General features: G+C 44.3%; 21 protein-coding genes and 1 pseudogene. 5 read left to right on the top strand and 17 right to left on the bottom strand.

Going from position 1 to position 18,213, the window contains the following annotated elements:
• Positions 1-246 precede the first annotated feature (246 nt).
• From V7R55_RS16120 to rutA, 7 genes are all read right to left on the bottom strand, one after another.
• Positions 247-1,737, bottom strand: a complete 1,491-nt coding sequence (locus tag V7R55_RS16120) for a CoA-acylating methylmalonate-semialdehyde dehydrogenase (protein ID WP_334060296.1) — start codon at positions 1,735-1,737, stop codon at positions 247-249.
• 19 nt (positions 1,738-1,756) lie between these two features.
• Positions 1,757-2,287 (bottom strand): flavin reductase, encoded by a 531-nt coding sequence (locus V7R55_RS16115; protein WP_334060295.1) that lies wholly within the window; start codon positions 2,285-2,287, stop codon positions 1,757-1,759.
• 22 nt (positions 2,288-2,309) lie between these two features.
• On the bottom strand, positions 2,310-2,930 hold the full coding sequence (locus tag V7R55_RS16110; RefSeq protein WP_334060294.1) for a malonic semialdehyde reductase: 621 nt from the start codon (positions 2,928-2,930) through the stop codon (positions 2,310-2,312).
• 69 nt (positions 2,931-2,999) lie between these two features.
• A complete protein-coding gene (gene rutD, locus V7R55_RS16105) occupies positions 3,000-3,860 on the bottom strand; it encodes a pyrimidine utilization protein D (protein WP_334060293.1) in 861 nt (286 codons plus the stop codon).
• Between the two features lie 58 nt (positions 3,861-3,918).
• Positions 3,919-4,302: a pyrimidine utilization protein C gene (rutC, locus tag V7R55_RS16100; protein WP_159120466.1), complete on the bottom strand. Its 384-nt coding sequence runs from the start codon at positions 4,300-4,302 to the stop codon at positions 3,919-3,921.
• 132 nt (positions 4,303-4,434) lie between these two features.
• Positions 4,435-5,169: a pyrimidine utilization protein B gene (gene rutB / locus V7R55_RS16095; RefSeq protein ID WP_334060292.1), complete on the bottom strand. Its 735-nt coding sequence runs from the start codon at positions 5,167-5,169 to the stop codon at positions 4,435-4,437.
• Positions 5,169-6,257, bottom strand: a complete 1,089-nt coding sequence (gene rutA / locus V7R55_RS16090) for a pyrimidine utilization protein A (protein WP_334060291.1) — start codon at positions 6,255-6,257, stop codon at positions 5,169-5,171. Before rutA ends, rutB begins: the two co-directional genes overlap by 1 nt.
• 309 nt (positions 6,258-6,566) lie before the next feature.
• On the opposite strand from rutA, the gene rutR reads away from it, so the two are divergent.
• Entirely contained in the window at positions 6,567-7,241 is a 675-nt protein-coding gene (gene rutR, locus V7R55_RS16085) for an HTH-type transcriptional regulator RutR (protein ID WP_334060290.1), read from the top strand.
• Between the two features lie 85 nt (positions 7,242-7,326).
• On the opposite strand, the gene V7R55_RS16080 is transcribed toward rutR, so the two are convergent.
• Positions 7,327-7,998: a Crp/Fnr family transcriptional regulator gene (locus V7R55_RS16080; RefSeq protein WP_334060289.1), complete on the bottom strand. Its 672-nt coding sequence runs from the start codon at positions 7,996-7,998 to the stop codon at positions 7,327-7,329.
• Between the two features lie 87 nt (positions 7,999-8,085).
• Here V7R55_RS16080 and V7R55_RS16075 point away from each other — a divergent pair, with 87 nt between their 5' ends.
• The gene (locus tag V7R55_RS16075; RefSeq protein WP_334060288.1) at positions 8,086-8,979 is read left to right on the top strand and encodes a sterol desaturase family protein; all 894 of its coding nucleotides are present in this window, start codon (positions 8,086-8,088) and stop codon (positions 8,977-8,979) included.
• A 104-nt stretch (positions 8,980-9,083) separates the two neighbouring features.
• Positions 9,084-9,302 carry a VF530 family protein gene (locus V7R55_RS16070; RefSeq protein WP_269918326.1) on the top strand — a complete coding sequence of 73 codons (219 nt, stop codon included), beginning with the start codon at positions 9,084-9,086 and terminating at the stop codon, positions 9,300-9,302.
• A 39-nt stretch (positions 9,303-9,341) separates the two neighbouring features.
• Here V7R55_RS16070 and V7R55_RS16065 read toward each other — a convergent pair whose 3' ends face one another.
• The 4 genes and pseudogenes from V7R55_RS16065 to V7R55_RS16050 all read right to left on the bottom strand — a co-directional run.
• A complete protein-coding gene (locus V7R55_RS16065) occupies positions 9,342-10,232 on the bottom strand; it encodes an MBL fold metallo-hydrolase (protein ID WP_334060287.1) in 891 nt (296 codons plus the stop codon).
• Between the two features lie 63 nt (positions 10,233-10,295).
• Positions 10,296-10,544, bottom strand: coding sequence for a DUF1653 domain-containing protein (locus V7R55_RS16060; RefSeq protein ID WP_334060286.1), 249 nt, complete (start codon positions 10,542-10,544; stop codon positions 10,296-10,298).
• Positions 10,545-10,594: 50 nt separating this feature from the next.
• The gene (gene dinB, locus V7R55_RS16055; RefSeq protein WP_334060285.1) at positions 10,595-11,668 is read right to left on the bottom strand and encodes a DNA polymerase IV; all 1,074 of its coding nucleotides are present in this window, start codon (positions 11,666-11,668) and stop codon (positions 10,595-10,597) included.
• A gap of 133 nt (positions 11,669-11,801) precedes the next feature.
• Positions 11,802-11,970, bottom strand: a pseudogene (locus tag V7R55_RS16050) (IS3 family transposase); the annotation flags it as partial.
• 366 nt (positions 11,971-12,336) lie between these two features.
• On the opposite strand from V7R55_RS16050, the gene V7R55_RS16045 reads away from it, so the two are divergent.
• Positions 12,337-12,642: a hypothetical protein gene (locus tag V7R55_RS16045; RefSeq protein ID WP_020744337.1), complete on the top strand. Its 306-nt coding sequence runs from the start codon at positions 12,337-12,339 to the stop codon at positions 12,640-12,642.
• Complete coding sequence (locus tag V7R55_RS16040) at positions 12,639-13,892, top strand: type II toxin-antitoxin system HipA family toxin (protein ID WP_334060284.1); 1,254 nt, start codon at positions 12,639-12,641, stop codon at positions 13,890-13,892. Before V7R55_RS16045 ends, V7R55_RS16040 begins: the two co-directional genes overlap by 4 nt.
• Before the next feature lie 425 nt (positions 13,893-14,317).
• Here V7R55_RS16040 and nqrM read toward each other — a convergent pair whose 3' ends face one another.
• The 5 genes from nqrM to V7R55_RS16015 all read right to left on the bottom strand — a co-directional run bounded on the left by nqrM (position 14,318) and on the right by V7R55_RS16015 (position 18,203).
• Entirely contained in the window at positions 14,318-14,551 is a 234-nt protein-coding gene (gene nqrM / locus V7R55_RS16035) for a (Na+)-NQR maturation NqrM (protein WP_014950791.1), read from the bottom strand.
• A gap of 9 nt (positions 14,552-14,560) precedes the next feature.
• Positions 14,561-15,586 carry an FAD:protein FMN transferase gene (locus V7R55_RS16030; RefSeq protein WP_334060283.1) on the bottom strand — a complete coding sequence of 342 codons (1,026 nt, stop codon included), beginning with the start codon at positions 15,584-15,586 and terminating at the stop codon, positions 14,561-14,563.
• A 119-nt stretch (positions 15,587-15,705) separates the two neighbouring features.
• Complete coding sequence (nqrF, locus tag V7R55_RS16025) at positions 15,706-16,938, bottom strand: NADH:ubiquinone reductase (Na(+)-transporting) subunit F (RefSeq protein ID WP_334060282.1); 1,233 nt, start codon at positions 16,936-16,938, stop codon at positions 15,706-15,708.
• Positions 16,939-16,958: 20 nt separating this feature from the next.
• The gene (gene nqrE / locus V7R55_RS16020) at positions 16,959-17,567 is read right to left on the bottom strand and encodes an NADH:ubiquinone reductase (Na(+)-transporting) subunit E (protein WP_015068138.1); all 609 of its coding nucleotides are present in this window, start codon (positions 17,565-17,567) and stop codon (positions 16,959-16,961) included.
• A 3-nt stretch (positions 17,568-17,570) separates the two neighbouring features.
• Positions 17,571-18,203: an NADH:ubiquinone reductase (Na(+)-transporting) subunit D gene (locus V7R55_RS16015; protein WP_015068139.1), complete on the bottom strand. Its 633-nt coding sequence runs from the start codon at positions 18,201-18,203 to the stop codon at positions 17,571-17,573.
• Positions 18,204-18,213: the final 10 nt, after the last annotated feature.

The raw sequence follows: 18,213 nt of genomic DNA, 5'->3' as shown, positions 1-18,213 counted from the left end.
TTAACAAGCCTTGCGGCGGTGTTGTCCCGATATTTTTAAAAGAGTAACTGTCGACGTGAACTGCTTATCGATTGCCACTTAAGTGCAAACCTAAGACAAGACTGGAGAGGAACTGTCAAAGGTTTGCGAGTTTAAATTGTTATAATTAATGGCGTAGCTTTTTATACCTACGGCCAGTGAATATTTGCCGTTTTAGCGAAAGACATTAATACACTGGCAGCGTGTAAGTGTTTATTAACTTGTTAGTTAACTAGGAAATGAAAAGCTGACTCCTTCTCTAACTCCACTTGAGGGCCAACGTTGGGTAATAGTTTTGCGCTTGGTATAAAAACGCACGCCGTCTGGCCCATATGCGTGAAGGTCGCCAAAGAGTGAACGCTTCCAGCCACCAAAGCTGTGATAAGAAACAGGTACAGGCAGCGGTACGTTTATGCCTACCATGCCCACCTGAATATTGTCGGAGAAATAACGGGCCGCTTCACCGTCACGGGTGAAAATGCAGGTGCCGTTGCCGTACTCATGCTCGTCAATAAGCTGCATGGCTTGCTCCATACTGTCAACGCGCATTACCTGTAATACCGGGCCAAAGATTTCGGCCTTATAACTCGTCATTTCAGGTGTGACTTTATCGATAAGCGTAGCCCCTAGGAAAAAGCCAGTTTCATACCCTTCAACTGTGGGGCTGCGCCCGTCAACGACCACGTTAGCGCCCTGCTCTGCTGCACTTGTTATGAACCCTTCTACTTTCTCTTTATGCTGCTGCGTAATAAGTGGGCCAAAATCGTTAGACGCATCGTCAAATGCCCCTACTTTCAAACCTTTCATGGCCGACTGCATCTTATCTACAATCTCATCGGCTATCTTGTCGCCCACGGCAACCACCACAGACAAAGCCATACAACGCTCGCCCGATGAGCCAAAGGCTGCGCCTAACAGCTGATTGACCGCGTTATCAACGTCTGCATCGGGCATAACAATGGCGTGGTTTTTAGCACCACCTAAGGCTTGGCAGCGCTTGCCATTAGCATTGGCTTTTGAATAGATGTATTCGGCGATAGGCGTTGAACCTACAAAACTCACCGCTTTAATGCGCTCGTCATCGAGTATTTGATCAACCGCTTCTTTATCGCCATTGATCACATTGAAAACACCGTCGGGCAGGCCTGCTTCTTTGAGTAGCTTTGCTAAGAAAATAGCGCAGCTTGGGTCCCGTTCTGATGGTTTCAAAACAAAGGTGTTGCCACATACTATGGCGAGCGGAAACATCCAAAGCGGTACCATGGCCGGGAAGTTAAATGGTGTAATACCCGCTACCACACCAAGAGGCTGAAACTCGCTCCATGAATCTATACTTGGACCAACATTTTTACTGTGCTCACCTTTAAGCAACTGGGGCGCGCCACAGGCAAACTCTACGTTCTCGATACCACGCTGTAGTTCGCCTGCCGCGTCGTGGCTTATCTTGCCGTGCTCCGCGCCAATTAACGCAATAATTTCATCAGCGTGCTCTTCAAGTAAGCTTTTGAACTTAAACATAACGCGAGCCCGCTTGCTTACCGGCGTATTTCGCCATTGTGGAAAAGCTTGCTGTGCGTTAACAATGGCTTCGTTTACCGTCGCTTTTGACGCCAGTAAAACCAGCTTCTCTGCTTCCCCCGTTGCCGGGTTATAAACATCTTGCATACGCCCTTTTGGGGTACAGGTTTCACCGTTTATAAAGTGGCCTACTACTTTCATAGAGTATCTAATCCTTCAGTTATGCGTCTTTGCACGCGCTGTGATATCCGCGCTGATAATATAAAAGTGCGTCGGCTTCTTGGTCTTGTTTGATGCCTACTACTTGGCAAAAAAGCACATCGTGTGTAGCAACACTTTTCACATCTGTGATCACACAATCAAAGCTGACTGCGGCATCGAGCAGTTGAGGACAACCAGTTGCTGACTCGCCCCATTCACCAAGTTCAAAGCGTTCACTCATGGGCGCTTTACCACCAAAAGTGTTTGAAATTGACTGATGCTTTGAAGTTAGCGTGTTAATAACCAGATGGGTGCTATTTTTGAATACCTGATGTACAGAAGCACTGCGGTTTAAACACACCAGTAAAGTTGCTGGGCTGTCGCTTACGCTGCACACTGCAGTTGCTGTAAAACCAGCACGCCCTTCTGGGCCAGTGGTTGTAACGACGTTTACCGCTGCCGCTAAGCTAGACATGCCTTCACGGTATTGCTCAGGCGTAACCGGGGGAAGCACTTCTGTTACTGCGTTTTTTATTGCTGTAATAGTCATACAAATATCCTTTGTGTTGGCGTTACAATATTTGACAAGCTTGCTCAAAGCTTAAGCGAGGCAAACGTTTGTGCACTTTCTTTCCATCGCCATAGCCAATGTTAAGTAAGAAGTTCACCTTCCACGTGCTATCGGAAAAGAATGTTTCATTGAGTAATTTGGGGTTGAAGCCAGACATGGCACCAGCATCAAGACCTAGTGCGCGCGCAGCGCTAATTAAATAAGCCCCCTGCATGGAACTGTTTCGCATCGCGGTTTCATAGGCGGCTTCAGGGCTTGAAGTAAACCAGCTTTTCGCATCCGCATAAGGAAATAGCGTAGGTAACTCTTCATAAAATTCTTCGTCGAAAGCTACGATAACCGTGCAAGGTGCGGTCATGGTTTGCTCTACGTTACCGCTTGAAAGACAAGGCTTGAGTTTTTCTCGACCTTCATCTGAGGTAATAAAAACAAATCTCGCAGGACTGCAATTTGCTGATGTCGAGCCTACTTTCACCAAGTCATAAAGCTGCTTTAGTACCGCTTCATCTATCTTTTTATCGAGCCATGTAGTGTGCGTATGAGCACCGCTAAATAACTGGGCTAGACCACTTTCGCTAATGGGGCCTTTTGTTTCATATTCAGCTTTCTCTGATACCGTCATTTCAAATTCTTTCCAGTTTTTAAAGATTATTAAGTACTGTTTTAGCCACCTAGGTATTGGATTAGGCGATTAAGCTATGCGCGCTAAGTATTCCAATACCAATTTATTAAATTCCTCAGGCACGGTAATGCTTGATGCATGACCGCCATATTTCATTACCGACAGCTCTGCGTTAGGCATGGCATCAACTAACAGTTTTGAGCGCTGCCATGGAACCAAGGTGTCGTCTTTATTTGCCAGGGCTAACGTGGGTGTAGTGATATTCGTTAGCGTGTCGTCGATATCAAACGCGCTAAGAGCGCCGATACGAGCTAGCAAGTTATCTACATCGGGAAAATGGTTGAGTAAATGTGCCTCTTCCTCTTCTAAGTGGGCAGCATTTGCGGCTATCCAATCAGGCGGAAACAGCAGCAGCGCCTGCAGTTGTAGGTACATGTCTTTTCTATCCGCAGCGAGTAAGGTTTTGCGTATATCAAAGCAACGCAGGGTGTGCGGATTGGGGCTACTCCATGCATTTACTAGCACCATGCTTTTCAGTAGGTTGGGTTGAGTTAACCCTAGCTCTAAGCCCACCAGCCCACCAAGTGCATGACCAACGAAATGACATTGCTGCACTTCCAGTTTTTTCAGCAGTACAGCCAGTTCATTAGCCATATCAGAAATTCTGTAGGTAGCTGGCAAGTCACCCACACTTTTGTTGGTTCCAAGCTGGTCGTAAGTGATCACTCGGTAGCCTTGGGTAAAGTCAGCCAGTTGGGGCTGCCAAAATTTAGCAGCCCCGCCTAGCCCTGAACTGAAAACAACCGTTGGCGCATCGGGCGACGTCAGACCATGTATTTCGTAATGTATTTTGCCGTACATTTCGCTGCGCTCTTCACCTTTCATTTCGCCGCTGATGTGGGCGTAGCCTGCCTGCTTATCAGAAGGCATATAGTTCACCTACATAAAACCAATGAGCACAATTAATAGGAAGTCCGAACATGACCGCTTACCCAATGTGTGCTGTAGAGGCAATTTCAATTAAGGCTTCAGGCTTTACCAGCCCAACTTTAATGCAGTAACGGGCCGGTTTTTCGCCAGGGAAATATTCGGCGTAAACCTTGTTTACCGCGGCATAGTCGTCCCAATCGGTAATAAAAATTGAGTTGAAGGTCACATCATCCATAGTGCCACCCGCCTCTTCAATAACGCTTTTAATGGTCTCTAGAACATGTCGAGTTTGCGCTTCGGCATCACCCACATGCACCACATCATTGTTTTCATCAAACGGCAAAGTGCCTGACACATAAAGAATATTGTCAGCCATAGAGCCCGGAACAAAAGGGGCTATTGGCGTTGAAGTACCCGCTGGAATAATGGCTTTCTTTGGCATGTTCTTATCCTTTTCTTTGCGCTATTGGATGCAATGTTGTCTAGCGCCTTTAAATGGTTTATTTCAAATCGTACAAACTGATTTATCGTATTATTTTTGTTTCTGTAGCTAGTCGAAGCAAAGAAAAAACGCCTAGCTAGCCCCTTCAAACACCTCACAAAATTGCGCCGTGGTAGACACCCAACCGAAAAACGTTTGAATATTGAAAAGTGACGCTTCATGAATATCCGGCGGGCCAGCTTGGTAGGCAGCGTCAGCCAGCACCACACCAAAATATTCCAAATGAAAGCCATCACGCAGCGTAGACTCCACACACACATTGGTGGCAATGCCGGTAAACACTAAATTGCGAATACCGCGTGCGCGCAGCATGCTATCTAAATTAGTATTATAAAAACCGCTATAACGAGTTTTAGGGATAACGATGTCGCTATCTTGAGGCTTTAGCGCGTCTACGAGCGCATAGTCCCAAGTGCCTTTGGCAAGCAAACTCCCCTTCAATTCTGGTTGTTTACGCATGGTTTTAAGGGCATTGGATTTGTACCAGTTCGGCGAACCTGGGCCGCCCGCTTCTTTATAGTCGGCATCCCATCCATTTTGTAAAAACACCACCGGCATACCAGCAGCCCGTGCGGTTTCCAGTACCTTAACGGTATTCTCAATGACTGGTGCTGTGGTAGACACATCAAAACCCGCTTTGTCTAAATAACCGTTTTTACTGGCATAGGCGTTTTGCAAATCCACCACAATTACGGCAGTTTCCGCAGGGTTTAACGTCAATGGTTCAGGCTTAGCTGGTAAAACGGGCTGCCCTGTTTGACGTGCTTGAAAGCACCCTGACACCTCAAATATTTCACCGGCTGACATTAGGCGGCTCCCGATGTGCTAAGCAAGTGCTGACGGGATTTCATTAGCGGCTGAATTTTAGTGCCAAAATCGTCCATGCCTTTAAGGAAGTCATCAAAGGTCAGTAATACGCCTTCACAGCCTGGCACTGTGGCTATTTCATCAAGCATAGAAGCGACTGATTCATAAGAGCCAACAAGGGTACCCATATTCAGGTTTACTGCTGAGGTTGGGTTGGTCATATCGCGAATGTTGGTGTCTTTGCCTGACTTTTTGTCAGCCGCACCCTGCGTTGCCATCCAATCTAACGCCGACTGATCTTTACCCTCTTTATAGCTTTCCCATTTAGCCATGGCTGCTTCATCGGTTTCATCAGCAATGACCATGATAAGCACCGCGGAGCCTACGCTACGACCGTGCTTTTCAGCGGCTTCAGTTAAGCGCGCTGCTGTGGGGGCAAAAGCGGTAGGTGTATTCACACCTTTACCAAAACAGAAGTTATAGTCGGCGTGACGGGCCGAGAAATCCATGCCCGCGGTACTTTGCCCTGCACAAATAAGCGGTATTTTACGCTGTGGTTTAGGTAGCATACGGCAGTCATCCATTTGGAAATGCTCGCCTTTAAAATCGCTTTTCCCTGTTTCCCACAGCTCTTTCACAACTTTGATGTATTCATCTAAATATTCGTAGCGGTTACCGAAAAATTCATCGCCCGGCCACATGCCCATTTGCGAATATTCTGGGCGTTGCCAGCCAGTCACTAGGTTTACGCCAAAACGACCGTTGGAAATAGAATCGATAGTAGTCGCCATGCGTGCCATGATCGCTGGCGGCAATACTAAGGTTGCGGCTGTAGCATACAGCTGTATTTTTGAGGTAACGGCCGCAAGACCAGCCATTAACGTAAACGACTCTAAGTTGTAGTCCCAAAATTCAGTTTCACCGCCAAAACCGCGTAGTTTGATCATAGAGAGCGCGAAGTCCATATCGTACTTTTCAGCCTTCATCACAATCTCTTTGTTGAGATCGAACGATGGTTTGAACTGAGGCGAATTTTTAGAAATTAACCAGCCGTTGTTACCAATTGGAATAAATACACCTATATCCATGTTGTTCCCTCTGCTTGTTTGCGTTTTAAGCGGTTTACCCCGCTTTTTTTAAGGTTGCCGAATTCAAAACATTGAAGTGGCGGTATATATAGTGAACAGCACAAAGCAGGCCAATTTATTAAATGCAATATTTTCAATAACTTAAAGGTTTTACACTTTAAAAATAGACCTTATGGTTCAATTTGGAACATCCAGTCCAGTGCAACTGAACTTAATTGGTGCATATTTGTGCAAATGGGTTTATAGGTGAGAAAACTGCGCGTAAACTATGCGCCAGATTGCAGAAATCCGGTTGAGAAGAATTGAGAAGTGAGTAAATCTGAAGGTCAAGCAAATACAAAAACAGCAAGAGCATTTAGCCCTACAACCCAAAAGCGGCGAGAAAAAGCACTCTTAGAAAAGCGCACCCGTATTATGGATGCAGCGCTATCATTATTTGCAAAGAACGGCGTGAGCGGTACTACGGTAGAGCAGGTATCGGAATTAGCGAATGTCTCAAAAAGTAATTTGCTCTATTACTTTAAAAGCAAAGACGGTCTTTACTTATCGGTTATCACTCACCTATTAGATGTGTGGCTAACGCCACTGCAAAGCTTTTCTGCAGAACAAGAGCCCATAGCCACCTTAAGTGAATACATTAGCGTAAAACTTGAAATGTCACGGGATAACCCAGCCGAATCAAAGCTTTTTTGTATGGAAGTAGTGCAAGGTGCGCCACTTTTAATAAAGGAATTAGAAACGCCGCTTAAAACATTGCTAGACGCAAAAAGCGCCGTCATTAATGAGTGGATTGAGGCCGGAAAGCTTAAACCTGTCGACCCCATACATTTAATTTTTAGCATTTGGGCCATTACGCAGCATTACGCCGATTTCAGCGTGCAAATTAAAGCAGTAACAGGTAAAGATTTAAGCGATCCCGCTTTCTTTGAAAGCACGCTAAGCAGCATTCAGCACATTATTCTAGGCGAGCTAAAGCCAGCGTAATACTTAATGCATGAGTTGCCACGGGCGTGGAACTATTTTGCGGGTGTTTTTTGGCGCTCTCGCATGTGAAGGACATTAACCACTCTTACAATGGTAATAGTGACGAACTTTCTTTTAAAAAACCTTCCAGTCGCTCGACCTGGGTAATTGCCACGCCCCCGTAGCGCTTTTCAATCAACTTTAAATCATACAACTTTGTAAGTGATTTATGTGCGGTAAGTACGGTAACGCCCAACCTTTCAGCATAATCACTTTGCCGCAAAGGTATAAAGACGTGCTTAGAGGTAAGGTAAGATTGATAAATTAGCTTAGCTAACTGGACGTGAGTGGGTAAGCGTCGAATATCATCCAACCTTTCGAGCGCCGAATGAAGCTTTATTGCCAGTGAACGGGTGATGAATTCTGCAATCGCTGGGTATTGGCTTGTGAGAGAACGAAAAGCAGTTTCAGGTACTTGCAAAACCTTACATTCCGTTAGCGCTTCAGCGTGATGCGTTCTTGCAAGTGATGCGTACAATGTGAACTCGCCAAACGTATCTCCTCGTCGCAATACAGTAGTAATTTGATAACTGCCGTCTAGACCATAATTACCAATTTTTACTTCTCCTGATACTACAAGAGACAACCCTTTGTTTTTACTTCCCCTTTCGTGGATCGTCGAGGTAGCCGCATAGGTTCTTAGCGTTCCAAAAGGCAAACAAAGCTCGACATAGTCGTCAGGCATAACGGTTTGCTGTATGCCGTGAATGTAAGACATGACATTCAAATCTATATAAATATATATTTTTACATGTTAACGCAATGTAAATTCACTCTCAACAATCTCTTAGCGGGAGTCATTACAATGGGTTATCAATGGGCAATTCTGGCGGTTTTTATCACGTTTGCTTTGTTGGAAGCGAAGTACGGTAAGCTATTTAAAAAAACGACAGAGGTGAGCGATGATGGAAAAGTAGAGCTCATAGGTACGTTACTCTTATTTATTGTAACCCAGCCACTGGTTCTCTTTTGTTCTGCAACAATGATGAAGTTGGCATTTCCCCAACTTCAGGGAATACTTGTAGATTCCCCTATACTTGTGCACATAGCGCTACTTTTGATTTTCGATGACATGATGCAATATTGGTGGCATAGGCTGTCACATTCCACCCGATTCCTTTACAACCTACATAGAGCCCACCATAACGCTAAGTACATGAGCGTGCGTATTATTTACAGAAATAACTTTTTCTATTATCTGTTTATGCCTTCGCTTTGGTTTTCTGGCGCGCTAATCTATCTAGGATTGGGTTGGACTTATGCCTTTTACTTGGTGGTTAAACTTACCGTTATCACCGGCGCGCACGCGGAGTGGAAATGGGATAAGAGACTTTACAGTATTCGATGGTTACATCCTGTTGCTTGGGTAATTGAGCGCACGATATCAACGCCTTCTACACATAGTGCGCATCATGGATTAAAAGCAGATGACGGCGTGACCAACTACAAAGGTAATTATGGAAACTTGTTGTTCTTTTGGGATGTACTATTTGGAACTGCTAAGATCACTAGGCAGTATCCTGCACAATACGGCATTGAGGGTATGTTTTACGCTAACTGGAAAGAACAGCTAATTTGGCCACTGTACAAAACGCCGAGAAAGCCAAAGCAGTTAGAGACTGAGTCTTCCAATGGGGGCTTATCTGTGCTCAATTCAGAGCAATTAACAATGCAAAAGGCAGCGAAGAATAGCACTTAATGTGGCATTAAAAGTTTATGGGGTCAGAGTAACTACTCTGACCCCATAAACTGTTAAGTTCGTGATAAACTTACTGCTTAAATTAATACAGAACAGTGGCTTTTATGAACCAACAACCCAATAACCCCTTACACGGCTTAACGCTAGAAAAAATCGTGACGCAACTTCACGAGCGCTACGGGTGGGATGGGTTGTATTACCGCATAAGAGTTAACTGCTTTAATAACGACCCATCAATTAAGTCGTCACTTAAGTTTCTTAGAAAGACCCAGTGGGCGCGGGACAAAGTAGAACAGCTCTATATTCAAACGTTTAGTAATTAGAATAGTGTAGCGTTTTACACTGACCCCATTATTTCTAGCCTACGCATCTTTATAGAGTGTAGCTATCCACTTCTCTTCATTGATGAAATTCCAGCTCCAATCAGCCCACTTATCGTCTAAGCCCATCGCTTTAACTTCATCGAGGGTTTTGCCGTCTTGCTTAAGTGACTTAACGTAGTTGAACGTTTCAGAGATCATAGCTAAAAATGCGCTATATTCTTGCTTGTTACTGATGTCGCCGTGGCCAGGAATAATAACGGTTTCATCGTCTATTTTAGCAAGCAGCTGTTTTACTGAGTCCATATAGCCCTCAACATTGCCCCCTGCACCTTGGTCGATGTAAGGAAAGCGACCATTAAAAAACAAGTCGCCGGTGTGCATAACGTTGGGTTGCTCGAACCACACTACGCTATCGCCGTCGGTGTGGCCAACCGCTAAGTGCATGACGTGAAGGGTTTCACCATTGAAGTAAATTTTTATTCCGTCTTCATAGGTGATAGTTGGCAGCGCTTCGGGTTTTATTTTTTCATCGTTAGCTAAACGAACACGCACATTTTCGTGCGCCAGAATGGTTGCGCCCTTATGACTATGGAAAAATGCATTGGAGCCTGTGTGATCGCCGTGATAATGCGTATTTATCACATATTTAGGCTTATCGCTGCCTAGTTCACCAAGCTGTGCCGCTATCTTTTCAGCCAATGGCGCAAATTGATCGTCGATGATAAGAACACCGTCTTCCCCAGCAGATACGCCGATATTTCCACCAGCACCGGTAAGCATGTGCACAGAGCCTTTTACTGCGGTAGCTTCAACTTCGACATCGGCGAACCTGTCTTGTGCATTTGCGGTGTTAACCGTCGAATAAAATAACGGACTAGCAGCAATGAATGCGGCCATAATATGTGTGCTAAAACGAGGGGCAGTTTTCATTATTATTTCCTTGTAACAAGCCTGTTTAAATAAGACCTCTTACACTATGACCCAATTTCACAATTAGATCATTTTTTCGTCATCAGGAATATCCCCCACATAAGCAAAACGAGGGAGTGTCACTCCGTCTTTTTTCACTGACTCTAAAAACATACCCAAAGGGCGAACCCATAATGCCTTTTCGCCATAGCACGGCCGATATACCACTAACTTGCTCTCGTTTTCTGAGTGGGTGGCTACTTCGTAAACATCGTATAAATTGCCTTTATAATGCTTGTAACGACCGGGGGTTTTGAGTTGTTTCGAGTCCATAACATCCTTCGAGATAAGTTTTGTGTCTGAGATATTGACGCTAGTGTTAATTAAATCTGCTCAAAAGGCAAAACCAGCTGTTGTGTTGATTGGTCGGCGGCGAGGCCTATATGCACGCCAACAAGACGGATGCCACGCCCTGTTGCTCGCTCAAAAGCTTCCTGCATTAATGTACGAAAATAAGCTTCATCTAGCGTGGCGCAGCGATGCTCAACAGTAGTTAGCTGAAAATCATTAAACTTAAGCTTAACGCCCTGCGTGCGAATGCGTACAGGCTTGCCCGTCCGCTTCTTATGGTTTTCCATGCGCTCCTGAAGCTTTTCAAATAAGTGGGGCAGAAAGTCGATACATTGATTGATAGTGTGTATATCTTCGCTTAGCGTGCGCTCTACGCCTATAGACTTGCGCTCTCGTGATACCGACAATTCACGCTCATCAATACCGTGAGCCCGTTCCCAAAGCACACTGCCAAATTTACCCAGCTCTTTTTGAATGCGTTCAAAAGGATACTGGCGAACATCGTTGCAGGTATTAAGCCCCATGCGCTGCAGCTTTTGCATGGTAACTTTGCCCACGCCAGGAATTTTCTTTAGCGGCATTTCCCGTACAAACTCATCAAGTTTATCGGGCGTAATCACGCAAATGCCGTCAGGCTTGTTTTCATCACTGGCTACCTTTGCTACGAACTTACAGGGCGCGACCCCTGCTGAAGCGGTAAGACCTAATTCGCTTTCAATACGGGCACGTATTTCTTCAGCAATTAATGTGGCGCTGCCCCCACAAAACTCACTGTTAGTGACGTCCAAATAGGCTTCATCTAATGATAGGGGCTCAATAAGGTCGGTATAGTCTGCAAAAATCTTGCGTATTTTTTGCGACTCAGCAGCGTATACCTCCATACGTCCTTTCACTAAAGTAAGGTTGGGACATAGTTTTAACGCATACGCGGTAGCCATAGCAGAGCGTACACCAAATTTACGGGCGGGATAATTACAGGTAGAGATAACACCGCGACGGTCGGCACTGCCGCCAATGGCAATAGGAATGTTGCGCAAAGCTGGGTTGTCGCGCATTTCAACTGCGGCGTAAAAACAATCCATGTCGACGTGGATAATTTTTCGCATTACCTGCCTTTGTTCTCTAGCTTTAAAGTAAACTGTACAAAAAGACAGTATATTATTAAAAACGTTGAATTACACTACCTCCTTGCAGACTCTAGATAGAATTAAAGGCTCATTCACATGATTAACGGCTTTATAAAAATGCATTCTGTGTCGATTTACCTGGCAGGATAAATCCAAGTTCTACGTTTGTTTCTTTACTCCAGAAAGGCAGGCCTTGCTGGTAAATTCCATATCGTTATCACAGATTACTTTTTAGGCTTTCTCCTAAGCTCTATCAGTTGGCTGAGAAAGCGATCGACCTCATGTTTATTTCTAAAGGAATATATACCTGTAGATTCTTACCCTTATGAAGCAGCAATAATTCTTAAATGAATCACCGAATATTTTTAAGCTGAAACACGATTATTATTGAATGACGCAGGAGGAAGATTGCTTGCAAGTTGTTCGCTGGTGCAAGTATCCCACTGGTGAGTATCATACTGTGCGATACTTTTGAAAACAAAGGTGAAGAAAGGGATAATCATCCATATTACAACCCATTATCGGGATAATTATCCCCAAATAAAAACAAATACTTTAAAACACAAACTTGAATAATTTTATTTTTAAGGGATAATTATCCATATTAAGGCGCAATTAATGGGAAAATAATCCCTATAGAGTTGAGTATGGCAAGTGTAGCTGGTCACAAAAAACTGTTTCCTAAACAAAAGAAGATCCTCACCACTTTTGGTGAAGACCTATTTCTGGCAATGAAACGCCGAGAATTCACCAAGTCATTGGTAGCAGAACGTACAGGGTTAGATCCTAAGACCATCACTAAAGTATTCAACGGCGACCCTGGTGTTGCTATTGGCGCTTACTTAAAAGTGATGGCGGTATTCGGCATGGAAAGTAACTTTGCAGACATGGCCGGGCATGATGAATTGGGCAGTAAACTTCAAGACATGAAGTTATTGGAGAAAAAGCGATGAGTCGAGTAACTGCTGAAGTTTATGCTTCTTGGTTTCCAATAAAAGTGCCTATTTTAGCTGGCCACCTTTTATTTCAGGAAACATCACGAGGTGGCGTATTTAGCTTTGAATACGATAGTGATTTTTTAAAGTCTCCGTTTCGCATGCAGCTCGACCCGTCACTAGCATTAACTTCGGGAGAGCATTATAACGATAGAAGTGATAAGAACTTCCGCGTGTTTCTAGATTCTTGTCCAGATCGTTGGGGTGAGCTATTAATGAAACGACGTGCAGCTCTCGATTTTAAAAATGGCCACAGAGAAACCGCCAGAATGACTGCCATGGACTATTTACTTGGCGTTCATGACTCTTACCGGATGGGCGGTTTACGATTCAAAACTGAGCCAAAAGGCAATTTTATAGATGATAATGCTGAGCATGCTGCACCTCCCATGGCTTCACTTAAACAACTAGAATACGCTTCAATGATGGTCGAAAACGATGAAAACATTGATAGCGACGAGTATTACCGTTGGTTAAGCATGCTCATTGCGCCAGGCTCCTCATTAGGTGGTGCTCGCCCTAAAGCATGTGTGCATGATGATAACAATGATTTATGGATGGCCAAGTTTCCCAATAGCAACGACACTACAGATGTCGGCGCTTGGGAAATGGTCTGCCATAAATTAGCCCTTGATGCTGGCATTGATATGTATCCATGTGACATTCAAAAGTTTAACTCTACTCATCACACGTTTATTACTAAACGATTTGACCGAGATAGAGGCCAACGAATACACTTTTCATCAGCCATGACGCAGCTTCAGTACTATGACAGCAGGGGCGAAACAGAAGATGCAAGTTATCTAGAGCTAGCAGAGTTCCTAACCGTAAATGGCTCGCAAACTCAAAAAGATTTAGCGCAGTTGTGGCGCCGTATTGTGTTTAATATTGCTGTATCTAATACCGATGACCATTTACGTAATCACGGTTTCTTACTGACAAAAAAAGGGTGGGCACTGTCACCTGCCTATGATTTAAACCCGTCTATTGATAAGACCGGCTTACACCTAAATATAGATGACATGTCAAATGAGCTAGATTATGGTTTGGCATTGAGTGTCGCTGATTACTTTAACTTAAAAGAATCTGAAGCTAAGAAAATCTATGACGAAGTGATGCTCTCAGTGAAAAGCTGGGAAGCTGTTGCATCTGGTATCGGCATTAGCAGGCAAGAACAGCTTGGAATGCAGGAAGCATTTAGGGTTTAGACCAATCATGTTTTTTTGATTTTGAACTCAAGCACTGAATGACAAGAAAACGGTCAAATATTTCCTTCGTGCGCAACTATCTATATAAAAAAGGTAGATAGTTGCGCATGAAGCGCTCTAGGTGAAACTATCTTTAGATTTGCTATCGACCAAAAATATCATCTTCGATTCAACTGGATCATAGTATCGTGCCTGCATATAAACTAAGCAGTATTACTGTCTTTGATATGACCCGTATAGTCTGGTAATCATCAATATGGATTAGCTGTCCTACAAAGTTATACACGTTATAAACGTGTTTTAACTGCAGTCGTAGCTTTCACTCGCTGAGTAAACTAATTTTGAATTTCCTGACAGCAACAAAAAAGCGCTGTCGAATTACTCAAACAGCGCCTTTAAACCTTAAACCAACGATGGGTTAAGCATTACAAAATTTGGTTTTGCTTCCACTCGTTTAATTTTTTCTGGCGGGCTTCTTCTTTTTCCATACGTGACTTTTTACGGTCGCAAGGTTCTGGACAGTCACAGGCTTTTTCAATACCCAGTGCGCCTAGTCCGCCGCAGCTTCCAGAAATTGATTTTTTCTGAAATAGGTAGCCAACGGCCATAGCTAGTACCATTGTTAGAAAGAAACCAAAAGCAAGAATGAATGTAGACATTGCTACCCCCTAATTATGAACTGTGACCAGTTTATCAAACTCTGGCGATGCATACTCTTCAAATCCGTCTTCTGTGCGACGAATGAGGAATACAGCGAGTTGTTCTTGCTCAGCAACCGCTATCGCTTGTTCCCACCCCATTACGTTAAACGCCGTAGCCAAACCATCAGACGTCATAGATGAAGAGTGAACAACAGTAACCGACACCAGGTTATGTGAGATAGGTTTGCCCGTTGTGGGGTCGATTAGGTGCGAATAACGAACGCCGTCTTCTTCGTAATAGTTGCGATAGTCACCTGATGTAGCAACCGCGTTTTCACCTATTGAGACAACTTTTTGAACAGCGCGTTCAGTAGTAACTGGCTTTTCGATGGCAATAAGCCATTCACTACCGTCGCCGCGCTCGCCTTTAACGCGCATCTCACCACCTATTTCTACAAGGTAGTTTTCAATGCCGTGCTTTTCAAGGATCTCTGCCACCTCGTCAACGCCAAAACCTTTGGCAATAGTCGATAGGTCGACGTACAGCATAGGATGGCTTTTCTTTAAGCCTGTTGGGGTGGTTGAAAGCTTCTTGTACCCAACATATTCACGAATATCGTCGATGTCTGTCTGACTTGGTACTTTTTCAGGGCGCTTGGTCGGGCCAAACCCCCACAAATTAACCAATGGACCTACGGTAACATCAAGCACACCACCACTAAGATTTGCCAAACGCAGAGCTTCATTAACCACGGTTAACGTATCTGGCGACACCGCGAAGTTATCGGTATAACGATATTGATTAAAGCGTGAGAGCTCTGATGTAGGGTCATAAGTCGACATCATCTTATTAACGTCAACAAGGCGGGCATCTATTTCAGCCTGTAAGCCTTCAACCGGCGTTTCAGCTACAAGGTATTTTACATTATAGGTTGTGCCCATTGTTTGCCCTTGAAGGTGCACTACAGGCGTTTTTTCGTCGCTACAGCTTGCAAGTACAAGAATACCAATAGCAACAAAAGCGAGAAAAATTCGAATACCGAATCGGATCACGATGTTGTCCTTAGCTAATTTGCACATTTTTCACTAACAATGTGCATTATGCGTTTTGCTTCAACAAAAAAGGGGCTTGCGCCCCTTTTAATATGCTCATTAACTTTTAAACGAGTAGCTTAGCCACCGAAGTCATCTAGCATGATGTTTTCGTCCTCAACACCTAAATCTTTAAGCATGTTGATTACGGCCGCGTTCATCATAGGTGGTCCACACATGTAGAACTCACAGTCTTCTGGTGCAGGGTGATCTTTCAAGTAGTTCTCAAGAAGTACTTGGTGGATAAACCCAGTGTAACCTTCCCAGTTGTCCTCTGGCTGAGGATCAGAAAGTGCTACGTGCCACTCAAAGTTGTCATTTTCAGCTGCTAGCTCGTCGAAGTCTTCTGTGTAGAACATTTCACGAAGTGAACGTGCACCGTACCAGAAGCTCATCTTACGGTTAGACTTAAGGCGACGAAGCTGATCGAAGATGTGTGAACGCATTGGGGCCATACCCGCACCACCACCTACGAATACCATTTCGTTTTCAGTTTCTTTCGCGAAGAATTCACCGAACGGACCAGAGATAGTCGCTTTGTCGCCCTCTTTCAGGCTCCAAATGTACGATGACATTTTACCAGCAGGTAGGCTTAAGTTATTAGGTGGCGGCGTAGCGATACGCACGTTCAACATAATAATGCCTTCTTCTTCTGGGTAGTTCGCCATTGAGTAAGCACGAATGGTCTCTTCGTCTACTTTAGACTCGATGTCGAAGAAGCCAAAACGTTCCCAGTCACCGCGGTACTCTTCAGGAATATCGAACTCTTTGTACTTAACATGGTGAGCTGGCGCTTCAATTTGAATATAACCACCTGCACGGAAAGGTACGCTTTCACCGTTAGGAATTTTAAGCTTAAGCTCTTTGATGAAGGTTGCTTTGTTATCGTTAGAGATAACTTCGCAATCCCACTTTTTAACACCAAATACCGACTCTTCCAGCTCGATCTCCATGTCTTGCTTAATAGCAACCTGACATGAAAGACGGCAGCCTTCGCGCGCTTCACCTTTAGTGATGTGGTCTAGTTCAGTTGGAAGGATTTCACCACCACCTGAGTGTACATCTACACGACACTGGCCACATGAGCCACCGCCACCACACGCAGACGATACGAAGTAACCTGCGTCAGCTAGTGCACCAAGAAGTTTGCCACCCGGCGCAGTTTTGATTGCCTTGTCTGGATCACCATTGATAGTGATAGTTACATCACCACTTGGTACCAATTTAGACTTGGCAAACATGATAATAAATACCAGCGCTAGAACGATGGCAATGAACATGCCTACGCCTAGATATATTTCTACATTATTCATTTATATGCTCCCGAGCTTTCTTACAGCTGAATACCAGTGAATGACTGGAAGCCTAGTGCCATTAGACCCGCGATCATAAATACAGAACCTAGACCACGAACACCATCAGGCATATCAGCATATTTAAGCTTTTCACGTACTGCCGCAAGCAACACAATTGCAATTGCCCAGCCGATACCACTTCCTACGCCGTAAACAACGCTTTCGGTCAAGTTATATTCACGCTGTACTGCGAACGCTACACCACCGAAGATTGCACAGTTAACGGTAATAAGCGGAAGGAAGATACCTAGTGCGTTATAAAGCGCAGGGAAGAACTTGTCTAAGCTCATCTCTAGGATCTGTACCAATGCCGCAATAACACCGATAAACGTCAAGAAGTTAAGGAAGCTTAAGTCAGCTTCTGGGAAACCTGCCCATGCTAGTGCGCCTGGAGCAAGAATGTTTACATAAATAATTTGGTTAACCGGAACCGAGATACCTAGTACCACGATAACAGCAACACCAAGACCCATAGCAGTTTTAACTTTCTTAGATACCGCAAGGAAGGTACACATACCTAAGAAAAGTGATAACGCCATGTTCTCAACGAAAATTGAGCGAACAAATAACGACAAATAATGTTCCATGACTTACTCCTTAGGCTCTACTTGCTCAGGACGGATAGTACGGATAACCCAAATCATACCGCCGATTAAGAAGAACGAGCTGAATGGTAGAATTAACAAACCATTACCTTGGTACCAGCCACCGTTTTGAACCAGTGGAAGGATTTCGAAACCCAAAATGGTGCCGAAACCAAATAGCTCTTTAATTGTACCAATAACAATTAGAATGAAAGAGTAACCCAAGCCGTTACCAATACCATCAAGGAAGCTCATTAGAGGTGGGCTCTTCATGGCGTAAGCTTCAGCACGACCCATTACAATACAGTTGGTAATAATAAGACCAACGAATACCGACAGCTGCTTCGATATTTCATACGAATACGCTTTTAGTATTTGGTCAACTACGATTACCAACGATGCAATGATTGTCATCTGGATAATAATTCGAACGCTAGATGGAATCTGGTTACGAATTAGTGAAATAAACAAGTTTGAAAACGCTACAACGCTTGTAAGCGCTAGCGACATTACCAAAGCTGTTTCCAGCTTAGTGGTAATTGCCAGTGCTGAACAGATACCCAATACCTGTAGGGCGATCGGGTTGTTGTCCAGGATTGGCCCAAAGAGGGCCTTTTTCATTTCTTTAGTATCTGCCATGAGACTTCCC

Source organism: Alteromonas sp. S005, from assembly GCF_036864475.1.
GTDB lineage: Bacteria > Pseudomonadota > Gammaproteobacteria > Enterobacterales > Alteromonadaceae > Alteromonas.
This window is presented reverse-complemented; position numbering and strand designations above follow the sequence as displayed.